This window comes from Amycolatopsis oliviviridis, from assembly GCF_014654365.1.
In the GTDB taxonomy this organism is placed as follows: Bacteria; Actinomycetota; Actinomycetes; order Mycobacteriales; family Pseudonocardiaceae; genus Amycolatopsis; species Amycolatopsis oliviviridis.
In genome coordinates, this window is the sequence record NZ_BNAY01000003.1 from 705,000 (window position 1) to 723,353 (window position 18,354).

Below are 18,354 nucleotides of genomic sequence, written 5' to 3' on the forward strand. Positions count from 1 at the left end.
TGCGTTCTGGCCTCAGCCTGCCGCACCGCATCGGCGGGCGCAGCACGAATCAGACCGGTTCGGCGTTGATCGTCGTGTTCACGAACCGCAGGTCATCGACGTGCTTCAGGGTGTTCTCCGTGCTAGCGACCCCGTCGAAGCGGCAATCGTTCACCCGCAGGCCCCGAACGTGTGAGTTGGGCAACCCCCGGACGTTGAACGCCGTTCTCGGTGAATCAGCCGCGCAGGGTGTTCGACTTGACGTACAGCGCGTACTTCGTCTCGCCGGTGACGGTGAGCTTGTACGCGTGGACGTCGCTGATGCCGCCGGTCTACTCGCTGCCGCAGGTGATCGCGCCCCGGTTGCGGTGCTCGCGTCCGTGCGGACGCCGTCGATCGTGACGTTCCGGCACAGTGTGGGATGCAGTTGCCAGAACACCGGGTTCTTGCCCTCGTAGCGGGTGAGCACGTTCGGGAACTTCGAGGCGTCGGAACCGAATCTGAGCACCGCGCCGGTGCCGAAGGTGCCCTTCGGCACGACGACATGCCCGCACCGCGTGCGTTGGCCGTCTCGATCGCTCGCTTGATCGCGGCGGTGTTGTCGCTCTTTCCGTCGCCTTTGGCGCCGAAATCGAGCACGGAGAACGTCCGGCCCGGGAAGACCGGACGTTTCGTCCGCGCGACGATGTCGTTGGCGGCGGGCCAGGGGAGCACGGGGACCGGTGCCGCCGAGGCGATGGGCGCGAGCAAGGGGCTCGCAGCCACCACCAGACCGCCCTTGATCAGCCAACGCCGGGAGAATCTGCCGTCCATGACGCCTTCTTTCGCAAGAGGACTTCGGTGAAGACGGCGGAATCCCGACTCTAAGGGCGGACCACGGCCTCAGGAAAGGTCGGGTCCCTGTGAGCGGAGATCGTCGACCTTGGTCATCGCCTCCCGGAGCTCGGCGAGCCAGCTGTCCGCGTGCTCCCCGACCAGCCGGACGGCCCAGGCCAGCGCCTCCGACCGCGACCGCGCGACGCCGGCGTCGACGAGGGTGTCGAGGACCAGGCGCTCGGGCTGCCGCAACCTGGTCATGACCGGCGCCGAATGCGTGGTGAACAGATGCCGCGTACCGCCGAGGCTCGCGCCCCAGGCGACCTTGCGCTGATACCGGTGCTCGGCCTGGCGCGCGATCTCGATCCGCTCGTCGCGGGTCTCCTCGCGGAACCGGCTGATCCGGCCGTCCTCGGCCGCCGCACGAGCGGCGTCGTCGGCGTACTCGCCGCTGAGCGGCTGGAGCTCTCCGACGATGACGATCTCTTCGCGATCCACCGTGACCTCGGGGTCCCCGGTGAACCAGCCCTCCGGGAGCCGCCCGCCGAACCACGCCGCCGCGTCGTCCGCCGACGGGATCTCCGCCTGCTGCCAGCCGCCCCGGCCCTTCCAGCCACCGCGTCCCATATGTCTCGCCGTCCTGAAGTAGGTGTGCATGCTCGCCTCCGCGATTACATGATTACAACGCTACCGACGCTACGCGCGCAACAGCCGACCTTCACGCGTGTTCTCCCCCAGCGAAACCCGAGGCAACCCGATGACCTGCGCGGACTCGTGAGTGGTCTGGCGGGGCGGCGGTGTTGTGAAAGCCACTTTCGCAACGTTGAAGGTTGCGAAAGTGGCTTTCACAACATCCGAATCCGGCGAGCGAGCATGACACCTTTGCCCTACCCCTCAACAGAATCGTCCCTACCACTCACGAGGACCTCAGCCGAGCTGCGAACGCAACTCCTCGGCGGTGGTGACAGGCCGCTCGCACACGTACCCACGGCACACGTAAGCGGCGGCGGCACCGTCGACCAGCGGGCGATCGGCCAGCAACGGAACGCCTTCGGCGTCGGAAGTCCCGCTCACGACGACGGCGCCATCCGGCAGCGACGCGACGGCCGCGGCCAGCAGCTCCGAACGCGCGGCGGCGTCCGGCCCGACGACGGCCACCTGGACCGGGCCGGCCGCCGCGGCTTCGGCGACCGTGAGCCAGTGCCCCGCGAACCGCGGCGCGTGGGCGACGAGCCGTCCCGCGCGCGCCAGCGCCTGCTCGGCCGCCTCGCGGTAGTGGCCCACCCGGTCGTGCCCGGCGAGCACGGACGCGGTCAGCAAAGCGTTCGCCAGCGCCGAAGCGCCCGACGGGCTCGCGTTGTCGGTCGGGTCGGACGGCCGCTGCACGAGGACTTCGGCGTCGTCGGCCGTGTCGTAGTACGCGCCCGGCGACTCCGGGACGCCGAAATGGGCCACGGCGAGATCCAGCAAGGTGACCGCGTCGGCGAGCCAACGCGGTTCCCCGGTCGCCTGGTGGAGTTCGAGCAGCCCTTCGGCGAGGCACGAGTAGTCCTCCAGCACCCCGGCGGTCGTGCCGACGACGCCGTCGCGCGAGGTCCGGCGCAGCCGTCCGTCGACGAAATGGGTGTCCATCAGGAAAGCCGCGGCACGCGTGGCCGCTTCGATCCACTGTGGACGATCAAGGCGTGAGCCCGCTTTGGCGAGCGCGCCGATCGCGAGCCCGTTCCAGGCGGCGATGACCTTGTCGTCGCGGGCGGGCTGGGGACGTCCGTTCCGCGCGGCCAGCAACGCGCCACGGACCCGCTCGTACCGCGTTTCGTCCTCTGGATGCGGCTCACGCAGCCGCAGGGTCGACGCGCCGTGCTCGAAGTTGCCTCGCTCGCTCACCTGGAACAGCTCCGCCGCCCAAGCGCCGTCTTCCTCGCCGAGGACCTCGGCGAGCTGCGCGGGAGTCCAGACGTAGGTGAGCCCCTCGACGCCGTCGGTGTCCGCGTCGAGCGACGCGGCGAAGCCACCTTCAGCAGTACCGAGGTCGCGAAGCAGGAATTCCGCCGTCTCCTCGACCGTGCGCCGCGCGTACTCATGCCCGGTCACACCGTGGAACTGAGCGTAGAACCGCAGAAGCAAACCGTTGTCGTACAACATCTTCTCGAAATGCGGCACTTCCCAGCGCGCGTCGACCGAGTAGCGCGCGAAGCCACCGGCGAGCTGGTCGTTGAGCCCGCCGAGCGCCATCGCCTCGGCCGTGTGCTCGACCGAGGCGAGATCGGAGCCGGTGCGCTCGTGATGACGGAGCAGGAAGTTCAACGCCATCGTCGGCGGGAACTTCGGCGCTCCCCCGAATCCGCCGCTCTCGGCGTCGTACTCCTTGCCCAGTGAGGCGACCGCGGACTCCAGCGCCGCACCGTCCACAACGGACTCGGGCAGCGGGCCGCTCTTCTCCGTCAGATGCGCGATGATCTGCTGGGCGCCGGAACGCAGCTCCTCCGGCCGCTCACCCCAGGCCTCCGCGACCGCGACCAGCAACTGCGAGAACGACGGCATCCCCGGCCGCGGCGACGGCGGGTAATAGGTGCCGCAATGGAACGGCTCACCCTCCGGGGTCAGGAAACACGTCATCGGCCAGCCGCCCTGACCGGTCATCGCCTGCGTGGCCGCCATGTACACCGAGTCGATGTCCGGGCGTTCCTCGCGGTCGACCTTGATGTTGACGAAGTTCGCGTTCATCAGCGTCGCGGTGGCTTCGTCCTCGAAGGACTCGTGCGCCATGACGTGGCACCAGTGACAGGCCGCGTAACCGACCGAAAGCAGGATCGGCACGTTCCGCCGCTTCGCCTCGGCCAGCGCTTCCTCGCCCCAAGGCCACCAGTCCACCGGGTTCTCGGCGTGCTGCAGCAGGTACGGACTGGTCGCGGCCTTCAGGCGGTTCGACATGCCACCAGGGTCCCACGCGGAAAAGCGGGCGCGCGGAACGCACCGTCTGCGCGACACTGACGCGGTGTTGCTGACCATGACGACCACCCGGAAACCCGCCACCGACCTGGGCTTTCTCCTGCACAAACATCCGGAGAAGGCGCAGCAGGTCACGCTCTCCGCCGGGACGGCGCACGTCTTCTACCCCGAGGCGTCCGACGAGCGCTGCACCGTCGCGCTCCTGGTCGAGATCGACCCGATCGACCTCGTGCGCGGCGGCGGGACGTCGCTGACCCAGTACGTCAACGACCGGCCGTACGCGGGCGGCTCGTATCTGGCGGTGGCGCTGCGGGCGGCCTTCACCACGGCCCTGTCCGGCCGGTGCGCGAACCGGCCCGAGCTGGTCGACGAACGTTTCCCGCTGGAGATCCATGTCCCGTCGCTGACCGCGCGCGGCGGCGCCGAGGTCGTCCACAAGCTGTTCGAACCCCTGGGCTGGCAGGTCGAGGCGAAGACGATCCCGCTCGACCCCGAATTCCCTCACTGGGGCGATTCCCGCTACGTCGATCTCCGGCTGACCGGGACCCAGCGCGTCGTCGACGCGCTGCGGCAGCTGTATGTCCTGCTGCCCGCTCTCGACGGCGACAAGCACTACTGGATCGGCCAGGACGAGGCCGACAAGTTGCTGCGGGTCGGCGAGGGCTGGCTCGCGGACCATCCGGAAGGGGACCTGATCACCAACCGGTACCTCGAACGACGTCGCCCGATCGTCTCGTACGCGCTCGCGCGGCTGGCCGAAGCGGGCGACGTGCCGGCCGAGACCGAAGCACTCGTCACCGAACTGCCGGACAGGCCGGAACCACTGGCCGTGCAACGCCACGGCAGCGTGCTCGCGGCGCTCCGGGCGGCGGGCGCGCGACGCGTGCTCGACCTCGGTTGCGGCGGTGGCGCACTGCTGCGCGTCTTGCAGAAGGAGCCGTCGTTCACCGAGATCGTCGGTGTCGACGTGTCCGCGAGCGCGCTCGACATCGCCGGCAAGCGGCTCAAGGACAAGTCGCGGATCACCCTGCGGCAGTCCGCGCTGACCTACGCGGATCCGTCGCTGGCCGGGTACGACGCGGCCGTGCTGATGGAGGTGATCGAGCACGTCGACGAGGAACGCCTGCCCGCGCTGGAGCACGCCGTGTTCGGTGTCGCCGCGCCGCGGACCGTGCTCGTCACGACGCCGAACGCCGAGTACAACCGGCACTTCGAGTTCCTCGAAGAGGGCCGGTTCCGGCATGCCGACCACCGTTTCGAATGGACACGCGAGCAGTTCCGGTCGTGGGCCGAGGGCGTCGCGTCCCGGCACGGCTACGACGTCCAGCAGCTGCCGGTGGGACAAGAGTCCCAGGAATCAGGACCGCCGACCCAGATGGCGGTCTTCACGTCTCGAAAGGAGGCCGTGGCATGAAACTGACCATTCCCGACATGTCCCTCGTCGTGCTCGTCGGTGCCTCCGGCTCCGGCAAGTCGACCTTCGCGCGGACTCATTTCGCGCCGACGCAGGTGCTGTCCAGCGACTACTTCCGCGGTCTGGTTGCCGACGACGAGAACGACCAGAGCGCGTCGGCCGCCGCTTTCGACGTGCTCCACTACGTCGCGGCGAAGCGGCTCGAAGCGGGCCGGATCACGGTGATCGACGCGACGAACGTCCAGCGCGCCGCCCGCGCGAGCCTGCTGAAGCTGGCGAGGGAGCACGACGTCATGCCGACGGCGATCGTGCTGGACCTGCCGGTCAAGGTCTGCCACGAACGCAACGCGTCCCGGCCGGACCGCGACTTCGGCGAGCACGTCGTCCGCCGTCAGCGCGGCGAACTGCACCGCTCGCTGAAGTCGTTGGAGCGCGAGGGTTTCCGCCGTGTTCATGTGCTGCGAGGCGAAGCCGAAGTCGCCGAAGCGGAGATCGTCGTCGAGCCGCTGCGCAACGACCGCCGCGAGCTGACCGGACCGTTCGACGTCATCGGTGACGTCCACGGTTGCCGTGAGGAACTGGACGAACTGCTCGCCGAACTGGGGTACGCCGACGGCGTGCACCCGGAAGGCCGGACCGCGGTGTTCGTCGGCGACCTCGTCGACCGCGGACCCGACACACCGGGCGTGCTGCGCCGGGTGATGGCGATGGCCGAAGCGGGCAGCGCGCTGGTCGTATGCGGGAACCACGAACAGAAACTGGTCCGCGCGTTGAACGGGCGCAACGTCAAGGTGACGCACGGCCTCGCGGAGTCGCTGGAGCAGCTTTCCGCACAGGACGAGGACTTCCGCGCGAAGGCGCGCGCCTTCTGCGAAGGACTCATCGCGCACTACGTCCTCGACGGCGGCAAGCTCGTCGTCGCGCACGCCGGCCTGCCCGAGAAGTTCCATGGGCGCGCGTCCGGACGCGTGCGGAGCACCGCGCTCTACGGCGATACCACCGGCGAGACCGACGAGTACGGCCTGCCGGTGCGGCTGCCGTGGGCACGTGACTACCGCGGTACCGCGATGGTCCTCTATGGACACACGCCGACGCTGGAACCGGAGTGGGTCAACGGGACCATGTGTCTCGACACGGGCTGCGTATTCGGCGGCAAGCTGACCGCTTTGCGGTACCCGGAGCGGGAAGTCGTCTCGGTCAAGGCGAAGAAGGTCTGGTACGAACCGGCGCGCCCGCTCGAACCGGAGCGGCCGCTGGGCGGACGCGAACCCGCGGTGCTGGAGCTGGGCGACGTCACCGGGAAGCGGATCGTCCAGACCCACCACCACGGCCGGGTCGGGGTGTCCGCCGAGCAGTCGGCGGCCGCCCTGGAGGTGATGAGCCGGTTCGCCGTCGACCCGCGCTGGCTGCCGTACCTGCCGCCGACCATGGCGCCGTGTTCGACGTCCTCGTCCGGCGACTACCTCGAACACCCCGAGGAGGCGTTCGCCGAGTTCCGCGCGGCGGGGGTCGATCACGTGGTGTGCGAAGAGAAGCACATGGGATCGCGTGCCGTCGTGCTCGTGTGCCGTGACGACGACGTGGCTCCCGCGCGATTCGGGATCCGGGGGCCCGGCGCGGTCTACACCCGCACCGGGCGGCCGTTCTTCACCCCGGAGCAGAACGCGCTGCTGCTCGCGGGCGTGCGGGAAGCCGCGTCGGGACTGTTCGAGGAACTGGACACCGGCTGGCTGCTGCTCGACGCGGAGTTGCTGCCGTGGAGCGCGAAGGCGGGATCCCTGATCTCGGGCCAGTACGCGGCCGTGGGCGCCGCGGCTCAGTCCGTGCTGCCCGCCGCCGTCGCTTCACTGGACGCGGCCGCCGCTCGCGGGATCGACGTGTCCGGGCTGCTGGCGCGGACGCGGACGCGAGAGTCCACTGTGGACGCGTACCGGGAGGCGTACCGGCGCTACTGCTGGCCGACCGACGGCCTCGACGGCGTCCGGCTGGCGCCGTTCCAGGTGCTGGCGTCGGAGGGGCACGCGTACCACGACCGCCCGCACGAGTGGCACCTCTCGCTGCTGGACCGGCTCACCGGTGACCTGTTCACCCGGACGCGGACACTGGCCGTCGACACCACCGACCCGGCGTCGGTGGCACGCGGGGTCGAATGGTGGCTGGACCTGACCGGCGCGGGCGGCGAGGGCATGGTCGTCAAACCGGCGGCGAACCTGACGCGCGGCGCGCGCGGCCTGGTGCAGCCGGGGGTGAAGGTGCGCGGGCGGGAATACCTGCGGATCATCTACGGGCCGGACTACACGCTGCCGGAGAACCTCGAACGGCTGCGCAAGCGCGGGCTGAACCGAAAGCGGGCGCTGGCGTTGCGCGAGTACGCGCTGGGGCTGGAGGCGCTGGAGCGGCTGGCGCGCGGGGAACCGCTTTGGCGGGTGCACGAGTGCGTGTTCGCGGTGCTGGCGCTGGAGTCGGATCCGGTCGACCCGCGCCTCTGACCCGCTTCAGGAGTGCAATGAAGGGGCCTTTCATAGCAAATTTTGCTATGAAAGGCCCCTTCATTGCAGCGCTCAGTCGGACTTGGCGGCCGGCTTCTCCGCCTTCGCCTCAGGCTCCTCGGCAGCCTTCTCCTCGGGAGCCTCCGCAGAAGCGGGAGCCTCCGCAGAAGAAGAAGCGGCGGGTTCGTCGAAACTCTCCGGCAGCCGCTTCAGGTGCTTGGTCATCGACCGCACCAGCAGCGCGACGGCGATCAAGAACAGGATCAGGATCAGGAAACCCACCGGCGAGGACTTGCCGAAGTCCTCACCTTGGCCGCCGTTGTCGCCGTTGCCCGGCTGCTGCGCCAGGAACTGCGACGACACCGTCACTCCGACGACGGCGAACGCCGGCACACCGAAACTCATCTAGCCCACCTTCTCCTTCAAGCCGGCGAACAGATCGTCCTCCGGCAGGGTGCTGTCCACCAGTGAGCGGACCAGCTCGTACTCCTCGGTCGGCCAGACCTCGCGCTGCAGGTCGCGCGGGACGGCGAACCAGCGGCTGTTCGGGTCGATCTGGGTGGCGTGCGCCTTGAGCGCCTCGTCACGCTGCTCGAAGTAGTCGCCGCATTCGACGCGGGTGGTCACCCGGTCCATGACGTCGGCCTTGTCCGGGTCCCACGACTTGAGCCACTCCTCGTACGGCGACTCCAGGCCGCGCGCGAGCAGGCCCTCGTGGAACACGGTCATCCTGGCGCGCGAGAACCCGTGCACGTAGTACAGCTTCATCGGCTGCCACGGCTCGCCCGCGTCCGGGTAGCGCCCGGCCTCGCCGGCGGCGTCGAAGGCCGCGACCGAGATCTCGTGCGTGCGGATGTGGTCGGGATGCGGGTACCCGCCGTTCTCGTCGTAGGTGACGATCACGTGCGGGCGGAACTCGCGGATGACCTTCACCAGGGCACCGGTGGACTCTTCGAGCGGGATGACCGCGAACGAGCCCTCCGGGACCGGGGGCAGCGGGTCGCCCTCGGGCAGGCCCGAGTCGATGAACCCGAGCCAGGTGTGGCTCACGCCGAGGATCTTGGCCGCGCGGGCCATCTCCTCCCGGCGAATCTCGGTCATGTTGGCCAGGACTTCGGGACGGTCCATGGCGGGGTTCAGCACACTGCCCGCTTCGCCACCGGTACAGGTGACGACGATGACCTCGTGCCCTTCGGCCGCGTACTTGGCCATGGTGGCCGCGCCCTTGCTCGACTCGTCGTCGGGGTGCGCGTGCACCGCCATCAGGCGGAGGCGTGACTTCGGCGGTTCATTGGCTAGCACCATGCTCCGAACGTCCCCTTCTCGTTCCCTATTCCCCTGCCACCCTGCCTGACGGCCCGCCCGGCCGGGCGCGGATACTCGAGGGGAACCACTCGCATACGACCCCATTGTCCCTGCGAGCACGACGACACCAACCGGGAGGCCCGGGTTGAGCACGGGACAGGACGCTCCCACCGCGGAAAGCACCCGGACGGACGTGCCCGGAGACCGATACGGGAAGACCCGCGCCGCGAAGCCCGCCCGCTGGCGACGCGTGGTGTTCGGGGCGATCGCGCTGCTGGTCAGCGGCGGTATCGCCTACGCCATGTACCTGAACTTCGGCAGCGCGCCCATCGACGGCGAGCGCGTCTCATTCGCCGAGAAGCCGGGCGACGCGATGGAGATCACCATCAACGTGACCAGGGACGACGTCGATCGTCCCGGCGTCTGCGTCGTCCGCGTCCGTGACAAGGCCGGGGCGGAAAGCGGACGCAAAGAGGTCTTGATTCAGCCTGGTTCGAAGAACAGCAGGGTGACGACCACCATCAAGAGCATCGGAAAGCCGGTCACGGCTGATATCTTCGGATGCTCATACGACGTACCACGGTACCTGTCAAGGCCATAGCGGCCAACGGGGTGAAACAGGCGCCCAACGCCGAGGCGCGACCGAATTCCTCCGGCGGCGATACCTCGCGCCGTGTTACTCTGATCTACCGGCACGGCCCAAGACGGGCCGTGTTTTTCCTTTATCTCAGCCGGGCCGGCACGCCATGCCGGTCCGGTGGCCGGCTTGTACATCCAAGCCTGGCAGGCCCTACTAGGAGATGGTGACCGTGAGCGACACAAAGGTGACCTGGCTGACCCAGGATGCCTACGACAGGCTCAAGCAGGAACTCGACCACTACATCGAGCTCCGCCCGGTCATCGCTGCGAAGATCAACGACAGCCGGGAAGAGGGCGACCTCAAGGAGAACGGCGGCTACCACGCCGCCCGTGAGGAACAGGGCCAGCACGAGGCCCGGATCCGCCACCTCCAGGAACTCCTCCGTTCGGCCAAGGTGGGCGAGCCGCCCGCCAACGACGGCAGCGCGGGACCGGGCAAGGTCCTCACCGTGCGTTACGACGGTGACGACGAGGACGAGAACTTCCTCTTGGCGACTCGCGAAGAGGGCACCGAGGGTGACCTGGACGTCTACTCGCCGGAGTCCCCCCTCGGCAAGGCGCTGCTCGGCGCCAAAGAGGGCGAGACGCGTGAGTACGAGCTGCCCAACGGCAGCATCCAGAAGGTGACGCTCGTCAAGGCCGTGCCCTACACCGGCAAGTGAGTGAGCCGCTGGTCTCCCCAAGGGCGCCCAGCGCCCGACGGAGACTTCACCCCTCGCGCGCCGCTTTGCGGCCGAAGGCCCCGGAAACTCGATGAAGAGGCGCAGTCAACTCACGCAGCGTGAGTTGACTGCGAACCGGCGCCTCTTCGGCGAGTTTTCGTCAGCGCGCGACAATCAACACTGCGCGCCCGGCCCGATATGGCCGGGCGCGCATATGAGCCGTTAGCGTGACCTCCGGAGAAATCTGGAGGGAAACGATGAGCGAGCTACCGATCTGCGTCGCCTGCGGCATGCAGTACGCGGAACCCCGGTCCGACTGCCCGATCTGCGAGGACGAACGTCAGTACGTCCCGCGGACCGGGCAACAGTGGACCGATCTGAACACCGTCCGTGCGAGCGGGACGTACACGGCTCGCATCGAGGAGCAGGGACCCGGTCTCATCGGGGTCGGGTCCACCCCCAACTTCGCCATCGGCGAGCGGGCACTGCTGGTCAAGGCCGGATCCGGCAACTTCCTGTGGGACTGCGCGGGCTTCATCGACGACGATCTGGTCGCGAAGGTCCGGGAGCTCGGCGGGATCACCGGCATCGCGATCAGCCACCCGCACTACTACACCACCGTGGTCGAGTGGGCCCACGCCTTCGACGTGCCCGTCTACCTGCACGAGGACGACCGGCAGTGGATCGGCAGGCCGGATCCGGCGATCAAGCTGTGGAGCGGTGCGACCCTCGACGTCGCCCCCGACCTGCGGCTGATCAACCTCGGCGTGCATTTCGCCGGCGGGACCGTGCTGCACTGGCCGGGCGGGGAGGACGGCCGCGGCGCGGTGCTCTCGGGCGACATCCTGCAGGTCATCCCGGACCGGCGCTTCGTCGGCATGATGTACAGCTACCCGAACCTGATCCCGGAGCGGCCGGAGATCGTCCGCCGCGCGGCCGAGATGCTCGAACCGTACGAGTTCGAGGCGATCTACGGTGCCTGGTGGGACGCGATCATCCGCACCGACGGGCACGAGGCCGTCCAGCGGTCGGCGAAGCGGTACCTGGCCCAGGTGAGCTAGGCCGTGTCCGGTAAGTCTGTTCGATGGGCTTCGTGATCCAGGTGGTTCCTGGCGGTGCGGGCGGATCGGCCTCGTACCGGGTCGTACTCGGCCGCGTCCGCCCGTGCCGTCAGGGACCACCTGGGCGCGAAGACCGCGAACAAGACTTGCCGGACACGGCCTAACTCCTCGCCAGCCGTTCCAGCAGCGGCCGTACGCGCGGCGGAACCGGCGTCGACAACGCGATCGACGTCGACGTCCGCCGCACGTACGGCGCGCCGACCACTTCGTCCACCACCCGCTGCAGGTCGTCGTTGTTGCGCGCCACCATGCGCACGAAGAGGTCGCCCTGTCCGGTCGTCGCGTGGACTTCGCACACCTCGTCGATCGCGGACAGCGCCTCCGCGACCTCGGCCCGGCGGCCCTGCGCGATCTCCAGGACGGCGAACGCGGTGAGGCCGTATCCCATCGCCGCGAGGTCGAGTTCGGGCGGGAACCCGCCGAGGATCCCGCGTTCGGTCAGCCGGTCCAGCCTGGCCTGCACGGTGCCCCGCGCGACCCCGAGCCGGCGGGCGCATTCGAGCACACCGAGCCTGGGCGAGTCGGTGAGCAACAGCAGCAGCCGCGCGTCCAGTTCGTCGAGCGAGTCCGACATCGTGCCTACCTCCTACGCAGGTTGTCCACTATGACTGCGCCGACCGGTCCCTCACTGGACATAGTGCGCAGCAAAATCTTTGACCGTTGCACATTTTGTCACGCCCTCCGATGCTTCAGGGCATGACGCACACAGCGGAACCCCAGGGTGCTCTTGACGACGTGAGCTACGACCAGCTGCGTCAGCTCGTCGGCCTCGTCGACCACGACTCTTCGACCGACCCCTTCCCGGTGAAGTCGATGGACGCGGTGGTGTTCATCGCGGGCAACGCCACGCAGACCGCCTGGTTCTACCAGGTCGCGTTCGGCATGCAGCTCGTCGCGTACTCCGGCCCCGAGACCGGGAACTTCGAGCGCAAGTCGTACGTGCTGAAGTCCGGCTCCGCCCGCTTCGTGATCACCGGCGGCGTCCAGCTCGACTCCGAGCTGCTCGACCACCACCGCCGTCACGGCGACGGCGTCATCGACCTCGCCCTCGAGGTCGCCGACGTCGACCGGTGCATCGACCACGCCCGCAAGCAGGGCGCGACCGTTCTCGAGGAGCCGCACGACGTCTCCGACGAGCACGGCACCGTGCGGGTCGCCGCGATCGCGACCTACGGCGAGACCCGCCACACGCTGATCGACCGGTCGAAGTACACCGGCGTCTACCTGCCCGGCTACGTGCCGCGCGAGAGCTCCATCGTCCGTCCCGAAGGCGCGCCGAAGCGGCTGTTCCAGGCCATCGACCACTGCGTCGGCAACGTCGAACTCGGCAAGATGGACTACTGGGTCGACTGGTACCGCCGGGTCATGGGCTTCGTGAACATGGCGGAGTTCGTCGGCGACGACATCGCGACCGAGTACTCGGCGCTGATGAGCAAGGTGGTCTCCAACGGCAACCACCGCGTCAAGTTCCCGCTCAACGAGCCGGCGGTCGCGAAGAAGAAGTCGCAGATCGACGAGTACCTCGAGTTCTACGGCGGCGCGGGCTGCCAGCACATCGCGCTGGCCACCAACGACATCGTCACGACGGTGAAGGCGATGCGCGCGGCGGGCATCGAGTTCCTCGACACCCCGGACTCCTACTACGAGGACCCGGAGCTGCGCGCGCGGATCGGCGAGGTCCGGGTGCCGATCGAGAAGCTCAAGGAGAACCGCATCCTGGTCGACCGCGACGAGGACGGCTACCTGCTGCAGATCTTCACCAAGCCGATCGGCGACCGCCCGACGGTGTTCTACGAGCTCATCGAGCGGCACGGTTCCCTCGGCTTCGGCAAGGGCAACTTCAAGGCCCTGTTCGAGGCCATCGAGCGCGAACAGGAACGTCGCGGAAACCTCTGACCCCGGCAGTTCGCAAGGCGTGAAAGGGCTCTTCATCGCACTTCGTGCGGTGAGGGGCCCTTTCGCTGTGTGATAGGTCCGACTTTGTCGTCCCGAGGTGGTACACCGGACGGGAACTAAACTTCGAGCACACGCGGAACCGGAAGCTCCTCCGGACCGTCAGTGTGAAGACGTCAGCATGCAGCTTGGAAGGGTCCCGATGCCGGACAACGTCGACGCCAGCGAACGCATGGTGGACAACTGGACGAAGCAGATCCAGGAGACCGCCGCGCGCTATCAGGCGATGGCCGCCCGCATGCAGGGGCAGACCGTGACGGAGCGGTCGAAGGACAACACCATCGAAGTGACGGTCGACTCGAAGGGCCTGCTCACGAACCTGGTCATCTCCGAAGCCGCGAGCGGCAAGCGGATGGCCGAGGTCTCGTCGCAGGTCATGCGGCTCGTTCAGCTCGCGCAGTCCCGGATCCCCGAGCTGCTGCAGCAGGCGATGGCCGAGACCGTCGGCACCGGTGACGAGACGGCGAACCGGGTGATCACCGAGGCGCAGAGCACCTTCCCGGAAGCTCCGCCGGAGGAGGACCTCGCCCCACCGGAGCCCGAGCGGCATCACCGCTTCGGCCCGGACGAGGAAGAGCCTCCGCCGTCCTCGCCGCCCGCGCAGGCGACGCCGCCGCAACCGAAGCCGATCCCGCGCCGCCGCCGCACGCGGGACGACGATGACGACGACTTCGGCGGCAGCATTCTTTCTTAGCACGTCCATCCGGCCTGGTAGAGGGGAGAAACCATGGCAGGCAAGGGTTACGAGCTCGGCGCCGACCTCGACGCGCACTCCAAGCAGATCGACGGCATCGCCGACGGGCTGCGCGGTGCGGTCGACGCCGCGCGGCAGGTGAGCATGCCGACCGACGCGTACGGCATCATCTGCCAGCCGTTCCGGATGATGCTCGACCCGGTCGAGGAGTTCGGCATCAACGCGCTGAACAAGGCCGTCGAGGCCGCGACGGCGGTGGCGAACAACGTGCGTTCGGCGTCCAACGCCTACCGGACGCAGGACGAGAACTTCGCCGCCGAGTTCAAGAACGCGCAGGTGCCTGACTGATGCCCGAGGGGAATCCGCTCGTCGCGAAGGCGCCGACCGACGGGGACGGCCCGGGGCCGCTGACAGCGGGGAACAGCGACTACGGCTACGGAGCGGGCATCGGCGTCGCCGAGTCGGCCATGGACGCCTTCAACGGCATCTCGAACGGCGACTGGATCGGCGGCGGGCTCGGCGTGCTGAGCCTCGCGGGCGAGATCGCCAGCGCCGCGATCGACCCGTTCGGCTATCTGATGTCGTCGGTGGCGTCGTTCCTGATGGAACACATGCAGCCGCTGAAGGACATGCTGGACGCCGTCGCGGGCGACCCGCCGGTCATCCAGTCGTACTCCGAGACCTGGGGCAACGTCTCCAAGAAGCTGGAAGACACCCAGGTCGAGTTCTCGAACGCGGTCAAGAACGGCACCACCGGCTGGACCGGGGACGCGGCCGACCAGTACCGCAAGCAGGCTGCGGAGCAGGCGGAGGCGATCAGCGGGGCGGCGACGGTCGCCGGCGCGATCAGCACCGTGGTGATGATCTTCGGCGAGATCGTCTCGTTCGTCCGCGAATTCATCCGCCAGCTGATCGCGGACGCGGTCGGCAAGCTCATCTCCTGGGTCATGGAGACGGTGTTCTCCCTCGGCTTCGGCACGCCCGTGGTGGTCGCGCAGGCCGTCACCGCGATCGCCGAGTGGGCCGCGAAGATCGCCGACAAGCTCAAGGCACTCTGCGACGCGATGCGGCGGGTCTCGCCGCTGCTGGGCAAGCTGGCCGACGTCTTCGAGAAGATCATCAAGGTCTTCGGCAAGATCGCGGGCAAGGTCACCGGCCTGGACGTGATCAACACCAAGAACATCAAGGCGGGCGGCTTCGTCCGGCGCGGCGGGTCCGGCGGGCCCGACGGCGGCGGTACGGGATCCGGGTCCGGGGACGGCCCGGACGGCGACGGTTCCGGCAGCGGCTCCGGAGACGGCCCCGACGGCGATGGATCCGGCAGCGGCTCGGGTGAGGGCTCGAACCGTTCGGGCGACGGCTCGAACGGCTCCGACGGGGACTCGGGCCGTTCCGGCGATTCCGGGCGCACGGGTGACGGCTCCGGCGATTCCGGCTCGAACGGCGGCGACTCCCCGTCGAGCACCACGCGCGGCGGCGACGGTGGCGGCTCATCGTCCACAAGGGGCAGTGGCGGTTCGCCGGCCCGCTCGGACGGTGGATCCTCCGGCCGCACCGGCGACGGCGACGGACCGTCCACTTCGGACAGTGGCGCCGGCGACACCGCGGACGGCGGCGGCTCCCCCAGTGCCGCACGCTCCGACACACCGGCTCCGCACACCCGTTCCGACGGCGGCTCTCCCGGCGATTCCGGCACACCGCACCGCACGCCCGACGGCGGCTCGCCGAGCCCGAACCGCGCGGACACCGGCGGTTCGCCCAGCCACACGCCCGACGGGGGCTCTCCGGCACCGCACACGCGCGCCGACAGTGGCGGCTCTCCGAGCCACACCCCGGACAGCGGTTCTCCCGCTCCGCACACACGGGCGGACAGCGGCGGTTCACCCAGCCACACCCCGGACGCCGGTTCGCCGGCACCGCATACCCGCGCCGACTCCGGTGGCTCCCCGAGCCACACACCCGACGCCGGTTCTCCCGCCCCGCACACCCGCGCGGACAGCGGCGGTTCGGCAGGCCACACCGGCGACGGCGGTGGCTCGCCCCGGACGCACGGCGGTGACGGCGGGGGCTCGCCCACACCGCGGTCCGACCCGTCGCCCGGTCACCACACCGGCAACGACGGCGGCAGCCCCACCCGGCCGACCGACAGCGGCACGACGACCAGCGGTACCGCTCCCACGGCACCGCGGGTCGGCGACGCGGGCCCGTCCCCTGTTCCGTCGCAGCGCGGCGGGACCGGCGGCGACGGTTCGCCCGGTGTCCCGCCGCAGGGTCAGCCGGTCGCCGGCGGCATGCCGCCCCAAGGCGCTCCGGGCGGTGCTCCCGGCGGCACTCCGGGTTCGCCCGGCGGCAGGCCGCAGGGCGGCGGCTGGACGGGCACGCCCGGCTCGCCGCGCACCCCGGACACGCACGGCCCGCGCACTCCCGACACTCACACCGGGCCCAGCCGCGGTCCGGGCCAGACCGGTCCCGGCGGACGGCCGAACCAGCCGCATCAGCCGCAGCCGGTCGCCCGCGGCAACGACTTCGGGCCCGGCGCCCAGCCGCACACCGGCACGCCCGGTTCACCGGGCACGCACGGCCCCGGCAACCGCCCCGGCGGCACCGGTCCCGGCAACACCGGACCGGGCGGCCGCGGCCCCGGTGGCCACTCCGGGCCGCCGCGTACGCCCGACGGGCACGGTCCCGAGGGACACGGTCCGCGCCAGGACCCGAACGGCCACCCCGACGGTTCACCGCACGACCGCGGCCCCGACGTCGAGCCGGACCGTCCGCTGACGCCGGACGAGGTCAACCAGCGGCATTCCGAGGGCACTCCCGCGGGGAGCTCGTACCACCGCGGCGACGCGGACATGGGCGACCTGCCGCACCGGGTCCAGCCGGATCCGGACGGCCGCTACACCGTCGACGTGCACGTCACGCCGGACGGGCACGCCCGCATCGGCAACCGCACCTACACCCCCGAAGAGTTCGCGGACATCCTGCGGCGCAACGGGGACTACGACGGCCGCCCGATCCGGCTGATCGGCTGCGACGCGGGCTCGAACGACTTCGCGCGCCGCCTGTCGCGTGAACTCGACACCGAGGTCATGGCTCCGAGCAAGCCGGCGTGGACCGACTCGAACGGACGGGTCTTCTCGTCCGACTACGAGATCGGCCCCGACGGCCGCACCCGGCCCAAGATCCCGCCGAACGGCGAATGGGACGTCCACAGCCCCGACGGCACCGCCCGCCGGGCGAGCGACGACGGCTTCACCCCGGACACCTCGCACGCGGACAAGCACGACGTGGACGCCGACAGCGCCCGCGACCGCGGCCGTCGTGAGATTCCGGACGAAGAGGTCGACATCGAGCGCCGTGACCGGGTGCCGCGCGCCACCATGCAGGAGAAGATCAACGACCCGGACTACCGCGCCAAGTACTACGACGGACCCCACAAGGACGGTTCGTACACGCGCAAGAACGCGGACCAGCCCGACGCCACCGACCAGCGTGTGCCGAAGATCCAAGAGACCCCGTCCAAACCGGACGGGGAAAAGTTCTCGCCGAAGTCGGATGATTTCGAGGAATCGCGTTACCACCAGGATCGCGAAGTCGAACACCCGGCCACCGCGAAACAAAAAGAGGACGCGCAAAAACTCATCGACGAACGCGCGAAGGCGAACGAGCGCGCCAAGACCGCGGAAAGCGACTATCAGGACGCGAAGGAAAAGGGCACCCTCACCGAGGAGATCGAGAAGGAACGCACCGACGCCCACCGGGGCCGGACCGACAAGGGCGAAGAACTCGGCGAACACGCGGGCGAAGACGCGATCCGGGACAAGTATCCGGACAAGGACTACGAACGCACACCGCTGCCGACCGAACGACACGGGGACAACACCCACCGGGACGGCCAAAAGCCCGGTTCCGGCCGGTTCGACCAGATCTACGAGGTCAAGAACAAGCACACGGGTGAGACCCATATCGTCATCGTCGAGGCGAAGGGACCCAACGCCGGACTCGGCGTCCGTGAGGGCGCCGGAAAACTCCGCTACGAACAGGGCCACCCGGAGTACGTCAAAAGCATCACCAAGAACATGGAGAACAACGGCACGCCCGCGGAAAAGGCGCTCGCCATGGATATCGATCGAGCCCAGCGAAGGGGCACTCTGGAGTACTCGGTCGCGAGGGCCCGAGTGCGCGAGGAAGACATGCTCGACCCCGCCGGGAAGCCGATTCCCGACCCCGACAACCCGGGCAAGAACCGGAAACGACCGGTGTACGGTGGCTACAACCTGAAGGAATTCGACCTGACGCCACGTCCGCCCAAGAACCGCAGGGAGTGACA

General features: G+C 69.2%; 15 protein-coding genes and 1 pseudogene. 10 read left to right on the top strand and 6 right to left on the bottom strand.

From position 1 onward, the window contains the following. Window positions 1–237 precede the first annotated feature (237 nt). Window positions 238–381, top strand: a complete 144-nt coding sequence (locus tag IE302_RS42770; RefSeq protein WP_229907828.1) for a hypothetical protein — start codon at window positions 238–240, stop codon at window positions 379–381. Between the two features lie 195 nt (window positions 382–576). Here the strand turns inward: IE302_RS42770 and IE302_RS42775 are convergent. The 3 genes and pseudogenes from IE302_RS42775 to IE302_RS16425 all read right to left on the bottom strand — a co-directional run. Then, a pseudogene (locus tag IE302_RS42775) lies at window positions 577–792 on the bottom strand (glycoside hydrolase family 28 protein); the annotation flags it as partial. A 69-nt stretch (window positions 793–861) separates the two neighbouring features. Further along, complete coding sequence (gene abmR, locus IE302_RS16420; protein ID WP_191255635.1) at window positions 862–1,422, bottom strand: ATP-binding transcription factor AbmR; 561 nt, start codon at window positions 1,420–1,422, stop codon at window positions 862–864. Window positions 1,423–1,722: 300 nt separating this feature from the next. Beyond that, window positions 1,723–3,729, bottom strand: a complete 2,007-nt coding sequence (locus IE302_RS16425) for a thioredoxin domain-containing protein (protein WP_191255356.1) — start codon at window positions 3,727–3,729, stop codon at window positions 1,723–1,725. 64 nt (window positions 3,730–3,793) lie between these two features. Here IE302_RS16425 and IE302_RS16430 point away from each other — a divergent pair, with 64 nt between their 5' ends. Both IE302_RS16430 and IE302_RS16435 read left to right on the top strand, forming a co-directional pair. After that, window positions 3,794–5,161 carry a 3' terminal RNA ribose 2'-O-methyltransferase Hen1 gene (locus tag IE302_RS16430; RefSeq protein ID WP_191255357.1) on the top strand — a complete coding sequence of 456 codons (1,368 nt, stop codon included), beginning with the start codon at window positions 3,794–3,796 and terminating at the stop codon, window positions 5,159–5,161. Beyond that, window positions 5,158–7,650, top strand: a complete 2,493-nt coding sequence (locus IE302_RS16435; protein ID WP_191255358.1) for a polynucleotide kinase-phosphatase — start codon at window positions 5,158–5,160, stop codon at window positions 7,648–7,650. The genes IE302_RS16430 and IE302_RS16435 overlap by 4 nt, the downstream gene beginning before the upstream one ends. A 72-nt stretch (window positions 7,651–7,722) precedes the next feature. On the opposite strand, the gene IE302_RS16440 is transcribed toward IE302_RS16435, so the two are convergent. Together IE302_RS16440 and mca are read right to left on the bottom strand one after the other, a co-directional pair. Beyond that, on the bottom strand, window positions 7,723–8,055 hold the full coding sequence (locus IE302_RS16440; RefSeq protein WP_191255359.1) for a hypothetical protein: 333 nt from the start codon (window positions 8,053–8,055) through the stop codon (window positions 7,723–7,725). After that, a complete protein-coding gene (mca, locus tag IE302_RS16445) occupies window positions 8,056–8,955 on the bottom strand; it encodes a mycothiol conjugate amidase Mca (RefSeq protein ID WP_191255360.1) in 900 nt (299 codons plus the stop codon). 145 nt (window positions 8,956–9,100) lie between these two features. On the opposite strand from mca, the gene IE302_RS16450 reads away from it, so the two are divergent. From IE302_RS16450 to IE302_RS16460, 3 genes are all read left to right on the top strand, one after another. After that, the gene (locus IE302_RS16450; RefSeq protein WP_191255361.1) at window positions 9,101–9,556 is read left to right on the top strand and encodes a DUF4307 domain-containing protein; all 456 of its coding nucleotides are present in this window, start codon (window positions 9,101–9,103) and stop codon (window positions 9,554–9,556) included. Between the two features lie 199 nt (window positions 9,557–9,755). Then, window positions 9,756–10,256 carry a transcription elongation factor GreA gene (greA, locus tag IE302_RS16455; RefSeq protein ID WP_016337198.1) on the top strand — a complete coding sequence of 167 codons (501 nt, stop codon included), beginning with the start codon at window positions 9,756–9,758 and terminating at the stop codon, window positions 10,254–10,256. A 257-nt stretch (window positions 10,257–10,513) separates the two neighbouring features. Beyond that, window positions 10,514–11,317, top strand: a complete 804-nt coding sequence (locus tag IE302_RS16460; protein ID WP_191255362.1) for an MBL fold metallo-hydrolase — start codon at window positions 10,514–10,516, stop codon at window positions 11,315–11,317. Window positions 11,318–11,477: 160 nt separating this feature from the next. Here the strand turns inward: IE302_RS16460 and IE302_RS16465 are convergent, their stop codons facing one another. Then, complete coding sequence (locus tag IE302_RS16465; protein WP_005167940.1) at window positions 11,478–11,951, bottom strand: Lrp/AsnC family transcriptional regulator; 474 nt, start codon at window positions 11,949–11,951, stop codon at window positions 11,478–11,480. 122 nt (window positions 11,952–12,073) lie between these two features. On the opposite strand from IE302_RS16465, the gene hppD reads away from it, so the two are divergent. The 4 genes from hppD to IE302_RS16485 all read left to right on the top strand — a co-directional run bounded on the left by hppD (window position 12,074) and on the right by IE302_RS16485 (window position 18,352). Continuing rightward, on the top strand, window positions 12,074–13,273 hold the full coding sequence (gene hppD / locus IE302_RS16470; RefSeq protein ID WP_191255363.1) for a 4-hydroxyphenylpyruvate dioxygenase: 1,200 nt from the start codon (window positions 12,074–12,076) through the stop codon (window positions 13,271–13,273). A gap of 199 nt (window positions 13,274–13,472) precedes the next feature. Next, on the top strand, window positions 13,473–14,024 hold the full coding sequence (locus IE302_RS16475) for a YbaB/EbfC family nucleoid-associated protein (protein ID WP_191255636.1): 552 nt from the start codon (window positions 13,473–13,475) through the stop codon (window positions 14,022–14,024). Between the two features lie 33 nt (window positions 14,025–14,057). Then, on the top strand, window positions 14,058–14,372 hold the full coding sequence (locus IE302_RS16480; protein WP_191255364.1) for a type VII secretion target: 315 nt from the start codon (window positions 14,058–14,060) through the stop codon (window positions 14,370–14,372). Continuing rightward, window positions 14,372–18,352: a DUF8616 domain-containing protein gene (locus IE302_RS16485; RefSeq protein WP_229907793.1), complete on the top strand. Its 3,981-nt coding sequence runs from the start codon at window positions 14,372–14,374 to the stop codon at window positions 18,350–18,352. Before IE302_RS16480 ends, IE302_RS16485 begins: the two co-directional genes overlap by 1 nt. Window positions 18,353–18,354 lie beyond the last annotated feature (2 nt).

What these genes read in the sequence shown, in the direction of transcription:
- IE302_RS16485 (WP_229907793.1), top strand. Translation starts at nt 14,372, where the DNA reads ATGCCCGAGGGGAATCCGCTCGTCGCGAAGGCGCCGACCGACGGGGAC.
- abmR (WP_191255635.1), bottom strand. Translation starts at nt 1,422, where the DNA reads ATGGGACGCGGTGGCTGGAAGGGCCGGGGCGGCTGGCAGCAGGCGGAG.
- IE302_RS16480 (WP_191255364.1), top strand. Translation starts at nt 14,058, where the DNA reads ATGGCAGGCAAGGGTTACGAGCTCGGCGCCGACCTCGACGCGCACTCC.
- hppD (WP_191255363.1), top strand. Translation starts at nt 12,074, where the DNA reads ATGACGCACACAGCGGAACCCCAGGGTGCTCTTGACGACGTGAGCTAC.
- IE302_RS16425 (WP_191255356.1), bottom strand. Translation starts at nt 3,729, where the DNA reads ATGTCGAACCGCCTGAAGGCCGCGACCAGTCCGTACCTGCTGCAGCAC.
- IE302_RS16465 (WP_005167940.1), bottom strand. Translation starts at nt 11,951, where the DNA reads ATGTCGGACTCGCTCGACGAACTGGACGCGCGGCTGCTGCTGTTGCTC.
- IE302_RS16440 (WP_191255359.1), bottom strand. Translation starts at nt 8,055, where the DNA reads ATGAGTTTCGGTGTGCCGGCGTTCGCCGTCGTCGGAGTGACGGTGTCG.
- mca (WP_191255360.1), bottom strand. Translation starts at nt 8,955, where the DNA reads ATGGTGCTAGCCAATGAACCGCCGAAGTCACGCCTCCGCCTGATGGCG.
- IE302_RS16435 (WP_191255358.1), top strand. Translation starts at nt 5,158, where the DNA reads ATGAAACTGACCATTCCCGACATGTCCCTCGTCGTGCTCGTCGGTGCC.
- IE302_RS16475 (WP_191255636.1), top strand. Translation starts at nt 13,473, where the DNA reads ATGCCGGACAACGTCGACGCCAGCGAACGCATGGTGGACAACTGGACG.
- IE302_RS16460 (WP_191255362.1), top strand. Translation starts at nt 10,514, where the DNA reads ATGAGCGAGCTACCGATCTGCGTCGCCTGCGGCATGCAGTACGCGGAA.
- greA (WP_016337198.1), top strand. Translation starts at nt 9,756, where the DNA reads ATGGTGACCGTGAGCGACACAAAGGTGACCTGGCTGACCCAGGATGCC.